Below are 17,468 nucleotides of genomic sequence, written 5' to 3'. Positions count from 1 at the left end.
GCGTGGTGTTCTTCACCTCCGCGCTGATGATCCTTGTTCTGACTGCCTTGCTGATCGCTGTACCCGAAACCGCCGGCCAGGTGCTGGGCGTGGCCCAGAAATGGCTGACGCGCACCTTTGGCTGGTACTACATGCTGGTGATCTGCGGTTACCTGGTGTTTGTCGTTTACCTGGCCTTCTCCGACTACGGCAGCCTCAAGCTGGGCGGCAAGGACGACCAGCCGGACTTCAGCTACGGCGCCTGGGCCGGCATGCTCTTCTCGTCCGGTATCGGTATTTCGCTGCTGTACTTCGGCGCTTCCGAGCCGCTGGACCACTACTTCAACCCGCCGGAAGGTACCCCGGCCAGCCTCGAAGCTGCGCGCCAGGGCCTGCAACTAACCTTCCTGCACTGGGGCCTGCACGGCTGGGCAATCTATGCCCTGGTCGGCCTGGCCGTGGGTTACTTCGCCTACCGCCACAACCAGCCGCTGGCACTGCGCTCGGCGCTGTACCCGTTGGTGGGTGAGCGTTGGGTCAAGGGCGCTGCCGGCAACGCCGTGGACATCTTCGGCATGTTCGTCACCCTGCTGGGCCTGGTGACCAACCTGGGCATTGGCTCGATGCAGGTGTCCTCTGGCCTGGAATACCTGTTTGGCATGGACCACAGCAAGACCAACCTGCTGGTGGTGATCCTGGTCATGGCGGGTGTGGCCACCGTGGCGGCGGTTTCGGGTGTGGAGAACGGCATTCGCCGCCTGTCCAACCTGAACATCATGCTGTTCAGCGGCCTGCTGATCTTCGTGCTGCTGGGCGGCGAAACCCTGCACCTGCTCAACGGCTTCGTGCAGAACATCGGCGATTACCTGAACGGCATCGTGCTGAAAACCTTCGACCTGTACGTGTATGAAGGCGAGGCGGGCAAGTCCGAGCGTTGGCTGGGCCTGTGGACCGTGTTCTACTGGGCCTGGTGGATTTCCTGGGGCCCGTTCGTCGGCATGTTCATTGCCCGTATCTCCAAGGGCCGCACCGTGCGCCAGCTGGTGATGGGCGTGCTGCTGATCCCGCTGGGCTTTACCCTGGCCTGGTTGTCGATCTTTGGCAACACCGCCCTGGATCTGGTGATCAACCAGGGCGCCGTGGAGCTGGGCAAGACCGCGCTGGAGCAACCGTCGATGTCGATCTACCAGCTGCTGGAATACTTCCCGGCAGCCAAGATCGTGATCGGTGTAGCGGTGTTCGTGGGCTTTGTGCTGTTCCTCACCCCGGCCGACTCCGGCGCGGTGATGATGGCCAACCTGTCGTGCAAAGGCGGCAAGGTCGACGAAGACGCCCCGCACTGGATGGTGGTGTTCTGGTCGGTGGTTATCACCCTGGTCACCATCGGCCTGCTGTTTGCCGGTAACTTCGAAGCCATGCAGACCATGGTGGTACTGGCGGGCCTGCCGTTCTCGGTGGTGCTGGTGCTGTTCATGTTTGGCCTGTACAAGGCCATGAAGCAGGACGTTGCAGTAGAAAGCGAGCGCGCCGAGCTGGCCGCCCGTGGCCGTCGCGGTTTCAGCGAGCGCCTGACCCAACTGGAGCTGCAACCGACCCAGGCTGTGGTGCAACGCTTCATGGACAAGCAGGTCAGCCCGGCGCTGAAAGAAGCGGCCGCGCAGTTGCAGACTCTGGGCTTTGAGGTGGAAACCCGCGTTGGCCAGTCGCGCAACATGATGGGCCTGCGGGTGATGATGGACGAGGGTAACCCGTTCGTTTACGAAGTGAGCCTTGACGGCTACATGGCCGCGCCGAGCGAGGCGCCGGTGGAAGGCGAGCCGGAGGTGCGCCAGCGCTTCTACCGTGCCGAGGTGTACCTGCACGATGGCAGCCAGGAGTACGACCTGATGGGCTTTGCGCCGGAGCAGATCGTGCGTGATGTGCTTGACCAGTTCGAAAGCCATCGCCAGCTGTTGGGGCGTGTGTACAGCTGATCAGCGTTATCGCCATATGAGAGGGCCCTGCCGGCAACGGCAGGGCCTTTTTTGTGCCGATTAAATAGATACCGCATGGCGTGGCGGCTGCTCTTCATCCTTGCTGATCGTCATTCACAAGGAGCCACCGCATGGCTTTCGAGCAAACGCCCATCCCGGATCTTCATGCCGCTGTCAGTGCCGAGTTCGCCAAACGCCCTACGATGCGTGAAGTGGCCAGCGAGCAGTTGCTCATGGTCCTGACCCGCCATGTTCCAATTCTTGCTACTGCCACCTTGCCATCGGCTGAGTACATCACGCTGCTGGTGCCTGTGGATAAAGCCGAGTCGTCCCGCCCTTACGACAGCTGGACGTCTCGGCCCTTGGTCGATTGCGTCATGGAAAGCCTGCAGTCAGGGCGCCCGCTTATGTCCCTCGGGGCAGCCGGAGGCACTTTCCATATTGCCGTACAAGCGCCCTACTACCTGAAGGATCAGCAGGGAAATTCGCTCACCTACAACATGGTGGCAATCACCAACGCCCTGAGCGACCTGGAAGACCTTGTGCTGACGCTGCCGGAGTATTTCAGCCAGGCCCAGGTGGACTACTGGTCGCAAACGGGCAGCATGGGCGCGCCTCGTGAACGTTGGTTGGCGCTGGCCATGCGTGCTGCGCTCTTGCAGAACTTGCCGTTGCAAGGCCTGGATGACCTGCAAAGGGCCTGTGTGCTCGGTCTGCTTCAGGGCGGTAAGCAGCAACCTTCGGTTTTTGTTGTTGAAGTTCACCTGCTGCTGGATGGGCAGACAGTCTCGCTACTGCTGCCAGACCTTCTGCTACAGGGTGAGTGTGATGAAGCGCAGGCCGTTGTGTGGTGTGCGCCATCGAGTGTGGTGTTGGCTTATGACACATTCGACGCATTTGCCTTGGCACTGCGTGAACGCTTGGCGGAGCGTTACCGTTTCGATTCGATGACGTGGGACCGCCATGAGCTGGAGGGCGACAGCTTTGCGCAGCAATGCACACTGCTGCTGGAGCGCATGCTTACCTCGGCGCGGCGCCTGCGGTACATGCACGTTGAGAGCGTGGAAGCCCTGGAGCAAGCCTACGCTCGCGTAACGGACCCCGCTCAGTGGTTCATCGAGGGTTACCGTGCGGGTAATGACAGCAAGCCTGATGTGCCGCCGGGGCTGCTGGCCGCCAGTGCACCGAACAGTTTCGCCTGCCAGGCTGCCCTGTTTGACCTTGCGCTGGCCCAGGCACAGTCGGATGGCACAGGTGCACTGGACGATGTGCTGGACCTGTACAGCTATGCCAGCCAACGGCTGAGAGCAGAAATGTTGGCTGACCATCCGGTGGATGCCAACTACTTTGCCGACGACTTGCAACTCACGCTCACCCTCGCCAGGGGAATACCAGGGGGCGCCGGTGCCGGGCCCGGTGGCGGCGCTGTGGAGCATCGCAGCATGAGCCTGACGGAGTTTGCCATCGGCAACCTGGCTTCGCTCGATGGCGCAACGTTGACGGGGGTCAGCCATTCGCAAGGCCAGCTGATCATGGATTGGCTCACACTGGATTACTTGAAAGCACTGGTCGCCAGGGTCGATATCGGTGCTCATTACCCCACGTACGTCGCCGACAAGCTGGACGAGCCCTATACACGTCAAGTGCGCATGGCCCGGTTCGCGCGTGAGTGGCGATGCTCACTGTTGTTCTGCGCCCTGTCGGCCAGAATGGGTGGCACATTGAGTGAGGCAGGCTTGCAGGCTGTGGGTGATTATTGCCGTGGCCTGCTGGATACGGAATTGCCAGCGAGTGTGCTGATGCCCTTGGCGTTCAAGCGAGCGCCGGATGCGCGTGAGCCCGACCAGGTAACGGGTATGTATGTGCTGAAATGCACGGAACCTTCGACGGTGCTGTTGTACCGCCCTCTGTATGGCAATGCGGCGCTGACAGAGTTCGCCAGCCTTTCGCACATGATGAAAGCCATCCGCCAAGCAGGCGCGTTGCAGGACAGCATTCTGACGTGGCTGCCGGCGTCGGCCAGGCCGGTCTACGACAATGGCGGTTTCCTGGAGCCGCACCTGGGCCGGCCGATCATCGATACCTCGATTTTGCCTGAGCCCGCTCAACCCGCCAGTTTCAGTGCACAGTTCTGGAAGGCGGATGTCGACACCTACCTGTACAACGCCAATCGGCAGCTGTTGATCGAGCTGGCGGACCGTAATGCCGTATCCAATGCAGAAAGCCGCTGGGCACTGTTGGTCAAGGGTGCCTGGCTGCTGTTTGATGTGGCGACGTTGCTGCTGCGTGGCCCTGTTGCCACCGTAGCTTGGCTGGCTCAAGCCATGTCAGGTATCACGCGTGACGTAGCGATCTGGCAGCACGGCAGTGAGTTTGAACGATCGGCAGCGGTGGTGGACCTGGTATTGAATGCAGCCATGGCCCTTCTGCATGCGCGCTTGCCTTCCGCTGTTGAGGGCACGACGCCGCCGGGTGGCCGGGTTGAGTACCCGGAGCTGCCATTGGCCGGTGCATTCGAGGCCGTAGCCGGCGACTCACCGGCCCAAGGCAAGGTAGGTTTGCCCAGTGGCTTGGGTGAACAGGTATCCACGTTGCTGGAAACCCGTTGGCGTGACATGCAGGGTTTCAACCTGCTTGCGCCTGAGCGGCGCAGCGCATTGCTGAAGTTGCGTTCACCCGTCTCGGTCAATGGCCTTGAAGTGATCCAGAGCGGCCCATGGCAAGGTCTCTATCAGATAGCACAGCGCTTGTACGTGACCCTTGCCGGTGATGTTTATGAAGTGCAGCCCGACAATGACCGTGTGCGTGTCGTGACCACGACGGGGGAGATGGGGCCTTGGCTTGAACCCAAGTACGGGCAGTGGCATATCGATGCGGGTTTGCGTTTGCGAGGGGGTATGCCCAAGAGCCGGCGCACACTGCTCAAGGAGCAAAACCAGCGCAAGATCGAGGCGCTAAAAGCCAAAGAAATAGAGCTTTCCCAGCGGCATAACGCGTTGGCTGAACCACTCAACCGGCACCGTGATTTGCTGATAGCCAAGGACAAGCGGATCCAGGTGCTGGAGGCGATCGAGCAGCCCGACGAGCTCAACCTGCAAGAGCTTGAACTGACCCGCCGCTTGCGCAAGCAGATCAACATCAAGCTTGCGTACGAACTGAAGGCTGTCATCGATAACCTGGTCCAGCATGACGCCGTTCTCGGCGAGCTTTATGCCTTCAGGCATGACGATCCTACCTTTACCGGTGCATTGGCTGACCTGCGTAATAGTAGTCGGCAGGACCTGATTGACAGTGTCGCGACCTTTTACAATGAGCTGGCCAAGTTCATTAACAATGCTGACATCGATACGCTCGCGGAGCAGATTACGGTTCACCCTGAGGGGGAGGCGGAAATTGCGCTGTATGTAGCGTTTCGTCAGGAACTTGTGACCGTTGTGAAATGGGAAATGGACATGGTCGATGCTTCCAGCCTGTTTGACCGTCTGCTCGAAGAAACGCTCAACGACGATACCTTCTCTTTCCGCGATCGTGAAACCGAGGCGCGTATAAGCAAGGACAGGGAGCTTAAAAGCCAGATCGAACAGCGGCGGCTGACGGCGGTGGACCTTAAGTTCCGCCTGCTCCAGGATCTGGGCGAGCTCACCCTCGATCGGCTTGCCGATGTCGAGGAACGTGTGTTGCAGGATTATTTCGAATACCTGTCGGGGAGCAACCTGAGAAGTGCCGGTAGTGCGCACGGTGACCTTGCCGGCAGCACGTTGGGCGTGGCGGACCGCATCGAGGTCTTGAAAGGGGTGCTGGAAGTTTATGAAGAAGCATCGACCATGGCGGACTACCTCGCCAGTGTAGGCGGTGCCGCGATCAAGGCGGAGCAGCTGAAGGCCTACCAGAAGGTGTTGGGTGAGTTGAAAGGCGCGGCTGAAAAGGAAATGGCTCAATGGGTTCGGGAAGAGCAGTTGCAGGAGTTGCGGCCCATGCGCGTCCAGGTTCATGCACCCAGAGGAGGGCGAAGGCACTTGGCGCGTACACAGCAGGGGCGCAGTGTGTTGGCCGAGGAAGTCGAAGTGGATGGCGTTGCGCTTGTGCAGCAGCGTGACTCTCGCACTCAACACGTGCTCAAGACATTTCGGCAGCAGGACGATGCATGGGTCGAGGACGCGCTTGAGCAAGCGCAGGAAGACCCGCGCTCACCGCTCGATCCGCATGTCAGCCGTAAACAGGCCCGGGCGTTTATAAATCAGACTGACGCGGTTGTCGGCCTGGCGCGAGGGTACCTGAAAGCCAATGAGCCCCTGAACCTGGCAACCATCATCGACGGGCATCTGGAAAAGCTCAATGAGGCATTGGCCGGGCATTCACCCGGGGATGAGCTATTCGAAGGGCTGACCGCCGCAGTCGAGCGGTTACAGACTGTCCGCCGTGATTTCCTGACGGCCTTGTACTACTCGACCAGTTCTCCCAACGCCAACGGCCTGCGCTATTTGCACGAGCAGAAACTGATAACCATCCAGCGTGTCGGGACGCGCAAGGCACTTGCGGCCAGCGATTATCTGGATATTTACGAAGTCCGGCGTTTGCCCAGGGAAGGCAGAGCCGTGGGTGAGGGGCTGTGGGAGGCGCACTTCCATTACCCCAGCAGCACTACACCAGCCAGCGATTTCACCAAGGGGCACCTGAAACTGTGGTCGCAGCGCAAGCTGGGGCGTTTGGCGCAGATGCGTGCGGCCGCCAGTGGGCGCGACTTGCTGGATATCTACCGGGGCGAACTGCGGCTGGCTGACGTGGCGGGCATTATCGACTTCACCTGAGCACTTCAGCGATTGCTGTACTGGCCGTGCTTGCCATGGGCGGGCATGGCCTGGTTGCTACGTTCGGCGATCATCTGCTTCAGGTTGATCAGCTCGATGCCCTGGCGCCTGAGCTGGGGCAGTTCACGTTCCAGTACTTGCAGGGTTTGCGGGTAAGGGTGGCCGATCAGCACGGCCGAACCCTGCTTGCGCGCCAGGGCGATGCCTTGCTGCAACTGGCCGGTGATGGCCTCGGTAGTGCGTACATCGTCGAGGAACACATCGCGCGAAACGTGGGCAAGGCCGATACGCTGGGCCTCGGCGGCGGCCACGGTGGCCGCGCTGGTGCGGCTGTCGACGAAGAACAGGTGACGTTGTTGTAACTCACCCATCAACCAGGTCATGGCATCACGCTGGGCGGTCATGCGGCTGCCCATGTGGTTGTTGATGCCGGCGGCGAATGGCACCTTGGCCAAGGCTGCGTCCAGCCTGCTGGCCAGGACCGGCAGCGGCAACTCGGGGTGCCAGGCATAGGGCCCGGTGGCAGGGTCCATGGGCATGTGCAGGATCACCGTCTTGCCGGCCTTATGGGCCTGGCGGGCGAAATCGCTGGCATGGGGGGTGTCGGGCATGATCGCCATGGTCACCGGGCCGGGCAGGGCGAGGGTGCGGCTGTCCCGCTCGGTGCTCTGGCCCAGGTCGTCGATGATGATGCTCATGTAGGCCTTGTTGGCCGGTGCCGCTTGCACGACCCCGGCCAACAGGCAGAACAACAGACACAGCAGATACCGCATAGGGTGAATCACTTGCCTGAGGTGATGTTCAGCCCTTTGAGCAGGCTCAGCGCCTGGCTCAACTGGAAGTCGTCATCCTGTGGGCGCTCCTTGCGCTTGCTGCTCCCGGTCGGGCGGTCGGCGCCGCCGTTGCCGTTGCCCAGGTGCCCCTGCAGGTCCGCTTCCTTGAAGTTGTCGGTGTCGACTTCAGCGGTGAGCTTGGCCGGGCGTACTTCGATATCGGGGACGATGCCCTGGGCCTGGATCGAGCGGCCATTGGGGGTGAAGTACAGCGCGGTGGTGAGCTTCAGGGCACGGTCGTTGGCCAGTGGCAACACGGTCTGCACCGAGCCTTTGCCGAAGCTGTCGGTACCCATCAGCACAGCGCGTTTCTGGTCCTGCAGGGCGCCGGCGACAATCTCGGAGGCCGAGGCACTGCCGCCGTTGATCAGCACCACCAGTGGCACGCCTTCGCTGGCGTCGGCCGGGTCGGCGGAGAAACGCAGTTCGGAGTTGGCGATGCGGCCTTTGGTGTAGACGATCAGGCCCTTGGTCAGGAAGTGGTCGGCCACTTCCACCGCCGATTGCAGTACGCCGCCCGGGTTGTTGCGCAGGTCCAGCACGACCCCGCGCAGCTTCTTGCCGTTGTCCTTGCGCAGCTTGGCCAGGGCCTTGCCCACTTCGTCACCGGTCTTGACCTGGAACTGGGTGATACGGATGTAGCCGTAGTCGTTTTCCAGCAGCTGGCTCTTCACGCTTTTGACCTGAATGACCGCGCGGGCCAGGGTCACGTCAAACGGGTTACCGCCGTCGCGCACCAAGGTCAGGGTGATTTTTTCGCCAACCTTGCCGCGCATCTTGTCGACCGCTTCGGTCATGGTCTGGCCGCGGGTCGGGGCGCCGTTGATCTTGACGATCAGGTCGCCGGCCTGCACGCCAGCCCGGGAGGCCGGGGTGTCATCGATAGGCGAGACCACCTTGATGAAGCCGTCTTCCTGGCCTACTTCGATGCCCAGCCCGCCGAACTCGCCGCTGGTGCTTTCCTGCAGCTCCTGGAAGTCTTCGGGGCCGAGGTAGGCCGAGTGCGGGTCAAGGTTGCTGAGCATGCCTTTAATGGCGTTTTCCAGCAGGGTCTTGTCGTCCACTGGCTCTACATAGGCCGCCTTGATGCGGTCCATGACCTCGGCGAAGGTGCGCAGCTCTTCCAGTGGCAGTGGCGCCTTGGCCGTGACCTCGGTGGCGGGCACTGCGGCGGCCTTGGCCGGCTCTGCAGCAACGGCCAGGGGCGCACCGACCGCCAGGGCGATGGACAGGGCCAGCTGGGTGAGACGAGGCGAGTGCAGCATGTCGAACGAACTCCTGATCCTGTAAGCGCTCCCTGGGGAGCATCGGCGCAGCACTCAGGCTACGCCGTTGAAATTTGACTAGCCCCGGCACCATTGCGAAGGGTCGGTCGGCCGGCCCTGCTGGCGGATGGCGAAGTACAAGCCTGCCGCGTCCTGGCCACCGCTGTCGCCAACGGTGGAAATGGCTTCACCGGCCTTGACGATATCACCGGCGCTCTTGAGCAGGCTCTGGTTGTGGCCGTACAGGCTCAGGTAACCGTTCCCATGGTCGAGAATGACCAGAAGGCCGGCACCGCGCAACCAGTCGGCAAACACCACGCGCCCGCCGTGTACGGCACGTACCTGGGTGCCTGGGTTGGCGCTGATCATCACCCCGTCCCACTTGGCACGGGCATCGCTGCCGCGGGCATCGCCAAAGCGTGCCAGCAGTCGACCATTGACGGGCCATGGAAGTTTGCCCCGTGCGGCAGAAAAAGCGCCGCCGTAGTTGGCGCCGTCGCTGGAAACCATCGGGCCCAGGGTAGTGCGTGCCTTTTTCGGTGGCTCCACCGGCTCCTTGGCCTGTTCGCGGGCAGCGGCGGCGGCCAGGGCTTCCTGCTGGCGGCGTTTTTCAGCTTCCTGCTGGGCCAGCAAGGCTTTCTTGCGTGCTTCTTCAGCTTCGCGGGCCTGCCGGGCCAGGGTTTCCTCGATGGTCTTGAGCACTTTGGACAGGTCGGCCTGGTCCTGCTCGCGGGCCTGCAACTTCTGGTCGCGGTCCTTCATGTCGCCATTGAGCTTGGCCAGCACCTGCTGGCGCTTGCCGCGCTCGGCTTCCAGGGCTTGGCGGCGGCTGTCGAGGTCGGCGCGCTGGGCCAGCAACTGCTCCTGCTGGCTGGCAATTTCCTGCTCGACGTTGGCCAGCTGGCGCAGGGTCTCGTTGAAGGTACGCAGTTGTTCCAGGCGCGCCTTGCTGATGTAGTCGTAATACGTAAGGGTGCGGGCGAACTTCTCGGGGTTCTGCTGGTTGAGCAGCAGCTTGAGGTATTCCTCGCGGCCGTTGTTCTGGTAGGCCGAGCGGGCCTGGATGGCGATCAGTCGCTGTTGTTCAACGCGGGCGCTCTGGAGTTTTTTTTTCTCGGTATCAAGGCGCTCCAGATCGCCCTCGGTCTTTTTTAGTTCTTGTTGCAGTGCCTCCACCTGCTTTTCGAGGTTACCGATGTCGGTCTCGGTGGCTTTGAGGTCCTTTTGCACACCGGCCTTTTCTTCCTGGAGCTTGCCCAGCGTCTTCTTGAGCTCGGCAATGTCCTGGCGGGTGGCGTCCAGTTGCTGCTGGGTCTGCGCACGCTCATCGGCAAAGGCCGGGCTGAGCAGGCAAGACAGGGCTAGGAGAATCAGGGCGCGAAGCATGGAGTTTGGCGTACCAAGGATGGAGACTGGCCTAGTATGCCCGCCCGGGCAGGCAAAAAAAACGCCTCGCTGCGGGTGCAGAGGGGCGTTTGTCTGGAATTCATGTGCAAAGGGGCTGCTTTGCAGCCCCAACACACCGAATCAGGCGTCGACCAGGATCGAAGTACCGGTCATTTCCACTGGTTTCTCCAGCCCCAGCAGCTTCAGCATGGTTGGCGCCACGTCGGCCAGCACGCCGCCATCACGCACTTTCACGTTGCGCTTGCCCACATAGATGAACGGCACCGGCTCGGTGGTGTGTGCGGTGTGCGCCTGGCCGGTGCATTCGTCTTCCATCTGCTCGACGTTGCCGTGGTCGGCGGTGATCAGCGCTTCGCCGTCCACCTTGGCCAGCGCTTCGACGATGCGGCCGACGCAGGTATCCAGCGCTTCAACTGCCTTCACCGCAGCCTCGAACACGCCCGTGTGGCCGACCATGTCGCCGTTGGCGTAGTTGACCACGATCACGTCAAAGCGCTGCTGCTCGATCGCTTCGACGATGCGGTCGGTTACTTCTGGCGCGTTCATTTCCGGTTGCAGGTCGTAGGTTGCAACCTTTGGCGACGGGATCAGGATGCGCTCTTCGCCTTCGAACGGTTCTTCACGGCCACCCGAGAAGAAGAAGGTGACGTGGGCGTACTTCTCGGTCTCGGCAATGCGCAACTGGGTTTTGCCGTGCTTGGCCAGGTACTCGCCCAGCACGTTGTTCAGGCTGGCCGGTGCAAAGGCTGCCGGCGCCGGAATCTTGGCCGAGTACTGGGTCAGGCCGATGTAGGCCGCCAGTTTTGGCAGGCGTGCACGCGGGAATTCGTTGAAATCGGCCTCGACGAACACACGCGACAGTTCACGGGCACGGTCGGCGCGGAAGTTCATGAAGATCACGGCATCGCCGTCTTCGACCTTGACCGCTTCGCCAATGCGCGTGGCCTTGACGAACTCGTCGCTCTCGTCACGAGCGTAGGCTGCTTCCAGGCCGGCTTGGGCGGTGTCGGCAGTGTATTCGGCGGCGCTGTCGACGATCAGGTTGTAGGCCGCGCTGACGCGGTCCCAGCGGTTATCCCGATCCATGGCGAAGTAGCGGCCGATCAGGCTGGCGATGCGGCCCTTGCCCAGCTTGGCGAAGGTGGCGTCGAGCAGTTCGATGGACGACTGCGCGCTGCGTGGTGGGGTGTCACGGCCATCGAGGAAGGCGTGCAGGTAGATTTTTTCCGCGCCGCGCTGTGCGGCCAGTTCGGCCATGGCCACCAGGTGGTCCTGGTGGCTGTGTACGCCGCCATCGGACAGCAGGCCGAGGATGTGAACGGCCTTGCCGGCGCTGGCGGCCTTGTCCACGGCACCCGTGAGCACCGGGTTTTCGAAAAATTCGCCGTCACGGATGGCCTTGGTCACCCGGGTGAAGTCCTGGTACACGACGCGACCGGCGCCCAGGTTCATGTGACCGACTTCGGAGTTGCCCATCTGCCCGTCCGGCAGGCCGACATCCATGCCCGAGCCGGAAATGAGGCCATGCGGCTGGGTAGCGCGCAGGCGGTCATAGACCGGCGTGTTGGCGGCAAAGATGGCGTTGTGTTCGGGGCTTTCGCTGTGGCCGAAGCCATCCAGGATGATCAGGACCAGGGGTTTGGGCGTACTCGTCATCAATCAAACTCACGGTTGTTCAAAGATGATAAAGACACGCATTTTAGGGCAAATCCGCCACCAGCGGCGAATATTCGTCCTATTGCCTGACCAGCGCGCCCGATGTAGCAACATGAAGGTACCTTTCCCTCCGGCCTGTCGGGCTTTGGTGGCACTGGGGGGCTGTGTATACTGGCCGGCATTTTCAATCGCCTGGAACACCGCTGATGGTTGCTCACCTGATTCAATTCGCGACAGATCACTACATCCTGGTTGCGATCTTCGTTGTTCTGCTGGTCCTGCTGCTGCTCAATGAAATCCGCCGTGGCGGCCAGAGCCTGAGCAACGGCCAACTGACCGCCCTGGTCAATGCCGACAAGGGCCTGGTCGTCGACATCCGTACGGCCAAGGAATACGCCGCCGGCCACATCGTCGGTGCGATCAACATTCCGCAGGACAAGCTGGCCACCCGCATGAGCGAGCTGGACAAGCACAAAGAGAAGACCCTGATCGTCGTCGACGCAATGGGCCAGCAGTCCGGCACCCATTGCCGCGAACTGCTCAAGGCTGGCTACACCGCTGCCAAACTGAGCGGTGGCGTTTCCAGCTGGAAAGCCGATAACCTGCCCCTGGTGAAGTGATATGAAGCCCGTCATCGTCTATTCCAGCGACTACTGCCCCTACTGCATGCGCGCCAAGTACCTGCTTGAGAGCAAAGGCGTGGCCTTCGAGGAAATCAAGGTCGACGGCAAACCGCAGGTGCGCGCCGAGATGAGCCAGAAGGCCGGTCGCACCTCGGTGCCGCAGATCTGGATCGGCAGCACCCATGTCGGTGGATGCGATGACCTCTATGCCCTGGAGCGCGCCGGCAAGCTCGACGCGCTGCTGGCGGCCTGATTTGCACTGCATTCAAAAACATTAGGATAAGGATCTGCCATGACTGACCAACAGACCAACGGCGCTGCTGCAGAAGACAACAGCCCTCAGTTCTCCCTGCAGCGCATCTACGTGCGCGACCTGTCGTTCGAAGCCCCGAAAAGCCCGCAGATCTTCCGCCAGAGCTGGGAGCCGAGCGTCGCGCTGGACCTGAACACCAAGCAGAAAGCCCTGGAAGGCGACTTCCACGAGGTGGTGCTGACCCTGTCGGTTACCGTCAAGAACGGTGACGAAGTGGCGTTCATCGCTGAAGTACAGCAGGCCGGTATCTTCCTGATCGCCAACCTGGATGCGGCTTCGATGAGCCACACCCTGGGTGCGTTCTGCCCGAACATCCTGTTCCCGTACGCCCGTGAGACCCTGGACAGCCTGGTGACCCGCGGTTCGTTCCCGGCCCTGATGCTGTCGCCGGTCAACTTCGACGCCCTGTACGCGCAAGAAATGCAGCGCATGCAGGAAGCGGGCGAAGTGCCGACTGTTCAGTAATCGCTGCCGGTATCAGGAAAGCGCCTCTCGGGGCGCTTTTTTATTGCCTGTTCCGGCCCTTCCGCGGGCATGCCCGCGAAAGGGCCCTTGCAGGTGAAAGATCAGCTCCCGGCAAACCCGTTCTGCCGCCAAGCCTCATACACTGTCACCGCCACGGTATTGGACAGGTTCAGGCTACGGCACCCTGGCCGCATCGGCAGGCGCAGGCGTTGTTCGGCTGGCAGGCTGTCCAGTACTTCGGCAGGCAACCCGCGACTCTCTGGCCCGAACAGGAAGGCATCGCCCGGCTGGTAGGCCACTTCATGGAACGGGTGCGAGCCCTTGGTGGTAAAGGCGAACAGCCGTGGGTTGCCCAGGCTTTCCAGGCATCCGGCCAGGCTCTCGTGGCGCTTGAGCGTGGCATACTCGTGGTAATCCAGCCCGGCGCGGCGCAGGCGCTTGTCATCCAGTTCGAAGCTGATGGGTTCGATCAGGTGCAGGTGGCAGCCGCTGTTGGCGCACAGGCGAATGATGTTGCCGGTATTCGGCGGAATTTCTGGTTGAAAAAGGATGACGTGAAACATGCACGGCTCCAAGCGTGAAGATGACGGGCATTCTACCCCTGAACCGGACGTGCGTTCGAAGGCCTTCCCACGGATGATGCTGTCGCTGGCGATCGTTGGCGTTATGGTCGGGTTGATGATTGGTCGCCTGACAACGCCCGAAGAGCGGGTATTGCAGCAGGTGGAGGTGGTGCAGGACGGCCTGGACCTTTGGTTCAATGAAGAACCGCAGCTGCACGGCGAGAACGTGGAAGGGACGGTTGCGTTGCTGTTCCAGGCCCAGGGCAAGGCCCAGCAAGGGCAATTGAGCCTGGCGGGGAAGCCGGTGAGCTGGCGGGTGCAGAAGAGCAAGGAAGGCTTGTTGCTGACAGTGGTGGCGGCGCGTCCCCTGCAGGGCGAGTGGGCCGGTGCAGAGGACGCTGGGCGCTGGCGTGTGCAGGTGAAACTGCACGAATAAAAGAGGGGATATCCCGGCCTGCCTGTACCAGGGTCCCCAAAAGGGGTACTGCGTGTTGCGTGTAAAGGGGGGATGTCCCGGCCTGCCTGTACCGAGGTCCCCAAAACGGGCGGTGTTGCGAATAAAAGAGGGGTTCACCCGGCCTGCCTGTACCAGGGCCCCCGAAACTGGGTATGTATTAGGTATTGCAGGGGGCGTGCCAATTTTGCAAAGCCCGTGAATATTGGGCTTTGAGGGGTATTTGGCCGGGTTTTGAGGGGATTTGTGCCTTCGAGAGGTGCATTGGGCACAGGATCGGTGCATCGGGAGGCTGAAATGGCTGGGGCCGCAAAGCGGCCCCAGGGATCTTGCAGGATTACCGAGCGTTAGTGGTCATCACCTTCCTCGTCATCACCGCCCGCCACATTCATCCCCAGCTCCTTGATCTTGCGGGTCAAGGTATTACGCCCCCAACCCAGTAAAAGCGCGGCATCCCGGCGGCGGCCGGCGGTGTGCTTGAGTGCCGTCTCGATCATGATCCGCTCAAAGCTCGGCACCGCGCTGTCTAGCAGGTTCGATTGCCCGCGCGCCAACGCCTGGTCGGCCCACTGGCGCAAAGCCTGCTCCCAGTTGGTGACCGGTGCGGCATCCTGCGGCAGGTTCAGCAGTTCAGGCGGCAGGTCGCCGATCAGCACCTCGCGGCTGGAGGCCATCACGGTGATCCAGCGGCAAGTGTTCTCCATCTGCCGCACGTTGCCCGGCCACGGCAGGTTGCGGATGAACTCTTCGGTCTCCGGCTTGAGGATCTTCGGCTCGACTGCCAGTTCCTGAGCGGCACGGGCGAGGAAGTGGCGGGCGAGGGCGGGGATGTCCTCACGGCGGTCGGCCAGCCGAGGAATATGGATGCGAATCACGTTCAGGCGGTGGAACAAGTCTTCGCGGAACTTGCCGGCCTGCACCAGCGACTCCAGGTTTTGGTGGGTCGCGGCAATGATGCGCACGTCGACCTTGACCGGCACGTGGCCGCCAACGCGATAAAACTCGCCATCGGCCAGCACCCGCAGCAGGCGGGTCTGGGTGTCGGCAGGCATGTCACCGATTTCGTCGAGGAACAGTGTGCCGCCATCGGCCTGCTCGAAGCGGCCCCGGCGCAGGTTGGCAGCGCCAGTGAAGGCGCCTTTCTCATGGCCGAACAGCTCAGACTCCATCAGGTCCTTGGGGATCGCTGCCATGTTCAGGGCAATGAACGGCGACGCCGCACGCGGGCTATGGCGGTGCAGGGCGTGGGCCACCAGTTCTTTACCGGTGCCGGACTCGCCGTTGATCAGCACGGTGATGTTGGAGTGGCTGAGGCGGCCGATGGCGCGGAACACCTCCTGCATGGCCGGTGCTTCGCCGATGATTTCCGGGGTGCGCGCCAGGTTCTGTGGCACATCCAGCCCTTGTTGCTCCTGCGCATGCTGGTTGGCACGTTTTACCAGCGAGACTGCCTCGTCCACGTCGAACGGTTTGGGCAGGTACTCGAAAGCGCCGCCTTGGTAAGACGCCACGGCGCTGTCCAGGTCGGAATGAGCGGTCATGATGATGACCGGCAGGCGTGGGTGCTGCTCGCGAATCTGTGCCAGCAGGTCGAGGCCGCTGGCACCCGGCATGCGGATGTCGGAAATGATCACGTCCGGTTGCTGGCGCGCAAGGCGGCCCATCACACCATCTGCGCTGTCGAAGCTCTGGGTGGTCATGCCTTCCTGTTGCAGGGCTTTTTCCAGTACCCAGCGGATGGAGCGATCATCGTCGACGATCCATACGGTTTCACTTCGGCTCATGAGGCGGTGGCTCCTTGTTCCAGAGGCAGGTAGATCGAAAAGGCGGTGTGGCCTGCGTGGCTTTCACACTCGATCAGGCCCTGGTGCTGGCTGATGATGTTCTGGGTAATGGCCAGGCCCAGCCCGGTACCGTCGGGGCGGCCACTGACCATGGGATAGAAGAGGGTGTCTTGCAGTTCCGGCGGGATGCCCGGGCCGTTGTCGATGATTTCCACCCGCGCCACCAGGCGATGGCGCACATGGCCGATGGTGAACTGGCGCAAGGCGCGGCTGCGCAGGGTGATGCGGCCCAGGCGCAGCTCGTTCTGCGAACTGATCGCCTGCATGGCGTTACGCACGATGTTGAGGACGGCCTGGATCATCTGCTCGCGGTCTATCAAGACGTCCGGCAGGCTTGGGTCGTAATCGCGCACCAAAGTGATGCAACCCTGGCTTTCGGCCTCGACCAGGCTGCAGACCCGCTCCAGCACTTCATGGATGTTGGTCATGGCCAGCGATGGCAGCTTGTTCGAGCCGAGCATGCGGTCTACCAGGTTACGCAGGCGGTCGGCTTCTTCGATGATCACGTTGGTGTAGTCGCGCAGGCCTTCCTCGGGCAATTCGCGTGACAACAACTGCGCCGCGCCACGGATGCCGCCGAGGGGGTTCTTGATTTCGTGGGCCAGGCCGCGCACCAGCATCTTGGTGGTTTCCTGCTTGCTCAGTTGGGCCTCTTCCTTGGTGATGCGCAGCAGCCGATCGCGCGGGTGCACCTCCAGCAACAGCAGGGTCTGGCCCTGGTTGAGGATAGGGGTTACCGCGTAGTCGACGGTGATGGTCTGCCCGGTCAGCGAGGTGAGCTGCGCTTCGCGCTTGGTGAACGGGTGCGCCTGTTCGACCGCCTGGCGCAACGAGCTGAGCGCTTCGGTCGACTCGGTGAACAGCTCGCTGATGAACTGCCCATGGCTACGTTGGCCGCTGACGGCCAGCAGCATTTCCGCGGCCGGGTTCATGTACTCCAGGCGCAGCTCGGCATTGAGCAGCAACGTGGCGGTGGTCAGGTTGTCCAGAAGCAGACGGTGCTGTGCATCGCTGATGGTCATAAGGCGTCGTTGACCTCTTTTGGCGCTTGCCTGGCCCTGCTTTGGCCAGGGCCAGGTGCGGTGGCCCCGCCGATGCGAGGCTCTCTACCTGCTAGAAATGCAAGAAACAAACCAAAGCTCCGAAAAGAAGCGGGATTTGCCGATAAAGGCCTGTATCTGCGCAAATTCGGATCAGAAACTCTGGATGAAACGTTTCATGTGAACCAGATTGGGGAGCAAATAGGGGCAAGGCGCTTTTTTGTGCACCAAGATAGAGCATAGCG

At 61.8% G+C, this 17,468-nt stretch carries 13 protein-coding genes; 6 read left to right on the top strand and 7 right to left on the bottom strand.

Going from position 1 to position 17,468, the window contains the following annotated elements; genetic code table 11:
* Nucleotides 1–5 precede the first annotated feature (5 nt).
* Complete coding sequence (locus ACF8R4_RS02500; protein WP_225850699.1) at nt 6–1,952, top strand: BCCT family transporter; 1,947 nt, start codon at nt 6–8, stop codon at nt 1,950–1,952.
* 131 nt (nt 1,953–2,083) lie between these two features.
* Nucleotides 2,084–6,760: a hypothetical protein gene (locus ACF8R4_RS02495; protein ID WP_392491626.1), complete on the top strand. Its 4,677-nt coding sequence runs from the start codon at nt 2,084–2,086 to the stop codon at nt 6,758–6,760.
* A gap of 5 nt (nt 6,761–6,765) precedes the next feature.
* Here the strand turns inward: ACF8R4_RS02495 and ACF8R4_RS02490 are convergent, their stop codons facing one another.
* The 4 genes from ACF8R4_RS02490 to gpmI all read right to left on the bottom strand — a co-directional run bounded on the left by ACF8R4_RS02490 (nt 6,766) and on the right by gpmI (nt 11,921).
* Complete coding sequence (locus ACF8R4_RS02490) at nt 6,766–7,533, bottom strand: divergent polysaccharide deacetylase family protein (protein WP_060500665.1); 768 nt, start codon at nt 7,531–7,533, stop codon at nt 6,766–6,768.
* 8 nt (nt 7,534–7,541) lie between these two features.
* Nucleotides 7,542–8,858 carry a S41 family peptidase gene (locus ACF8R4_RS02485; RefSeq protein ID WP_060500663.1) on the bottom strand — a complete coding sequence of 439 codons (1,317 nt, stop codon included), beginning with the start codon at nt 8,856–8,858 and terminating at the stop codon, nt 7,542–7,544.
* Nucleotides 8,859–8,936: 78 nt separating this feature from the next.
* Nucleotides 8,937–10,244 (bottom strand): murein hydrolase activator EnvC, encoded by a 1,308-nt coding sequence (locus tag ACF8R4_RS02480; protein ID WP_060500661.1) that lies wholly within the window; start codon nt 10,242–10,244, stop codon nt 8,937–8,939.
* A gap of 141 nt (nt 10,245–10,385) precedes the next feature.
* Entirely contained in the window at nt 10,386–11,921 is a 1,536-nt protein-coding gene (gpmI, locus tag ACF8R4_RS02475) for a 2,3-bisphosphoglycerate-independent phosphoglycerate mutase (protein ID WP_060500660.1), read from the bottom strand.
* Nucleotides 11,922–12,127: 206 nt separating this feature from the next.
* On the opposite strand from gpmI, the gene ACF8R4_RS02470 reads away from it, so the two are divergent.
* Genes ACF8R4_RS02470 through secB form a run of 3 tightly spaced genes read left to right on the top strand, consistent with a single transcriptional unit; the run spans nt 12,128 to nt 13,322 of the window.
* A complete protein-coding gene (locus ACF8R4_RS02470; protein WP_019098297.1) occupies nt 12,128–12,541 on the top strand; it encodes a rhodanese-like domain-containing protein in 414 nt (137 codons plus the stop codon).
* Nucleotide 12,542: 1 nt separating this feature from the next.
* Nucleotides 12,543–12,797, top strand: coding sequence for a glutaredoxin 3 (gene grxC / locus ACF8R4_RS02465; protein WP_003249204.1), 255 nt, complete (start codon nt 12,543–12,545; stop codon nt 12,795–12,797).
* 39 nt (nt 12,798–12,836) lie between these two features.
* Nucleotides 12,837–13,322, top strand: a complete 486-nt coding sequence (secB, locus tag ACF8R4_RS02460; RefSeq protein ID WP_060500658.1) for a protein-export chaperone SecB — start codon at nt 12,837–12,839, stop codon at nt 13,320–13,322.
* Nucleotides 13,323–13,423: 101 nt separating this feature from the next.
* Here the strand turns inward: secB and trmL are convergent, their stop codons facing one another.
* Complete coding sequence (trmL, locus tag ACF8R4_RS02455) at nt 13,424–13,885, bottom strand: tRNA (uridine(34)/cytosine(34)/5-carboxymethylaminomethyluridine(34)-2'-O)-methyltransferase TrmL (protein WP_012274606.1); 462 nt, start codon at nt 13,883–13,885, stop codon at nt 13,424–13,426.
* Between trmL and ACF8R4_RS02450 the strand changes: the two genes are divergently transcribed.
* On the top strand, nt 13,884–14,321 hold the full coding sequence (locus tag ACF8R4_RS02450; RefSeq protein ID WP_060500656.1) for a hypothetical protein: 438 nt from the start codon (nt 13,884–13,886) through the stop codon (nt 14,319–14,321). The genes trmL and ACF8R4_RS02450 overlap by 2 nt on opposite strands.
* Nucleotides 14,322–14,686: 365 nt before the next feature.
* Here the strand turns inward: ACF8R4_RS02450 and ntrC are convergent, their stop codons facing one another.
* Complete coding sequence (gene ntrC, locus ACF8R4_RS02445; protein ID WP_016712464.1) at nt 14,687–16,123, bottom strand: nitrogen regulation protein NR(I); 1,437 nt, start codon at nt 16,121–16,123, stop codon at nt 14,687–14,689.
* On the bottom strand, nt 16,120–17,205 hold the full coding sequence (gene glnL / locus ACF8R4_RS02440) for a nitrogen regulation protein NR(II) (RefSeq protein WP_016712463.1): 1,086 nt from the start codon (nt 17,203–17,205) through the stop codon (nt 16,120–16,122). The genes ntrC and glnL overlap by 4 nt, the downstream gene beginning before the upstream one ends.
* Between the last annotated feature and the right edge of the window lie 263 nt (nt 17,206–17,468).

Source organism: Pseudomonas sp. FYR_2 (assembly GCF_043106425.1).
Taxonomy (GTDB): domain Bacteria; phylum Pseudomonadota; class Gammaproteobacteria; order Pseudomonadales; family Pseudomonadaceae; genus Aquipseudomonas; species Aquipseudomonas monteilii.
Note: the sequence above shows the minus strand (reverse complement) of the source record. Positions and strands in the feature narration are given on the sequence as shown.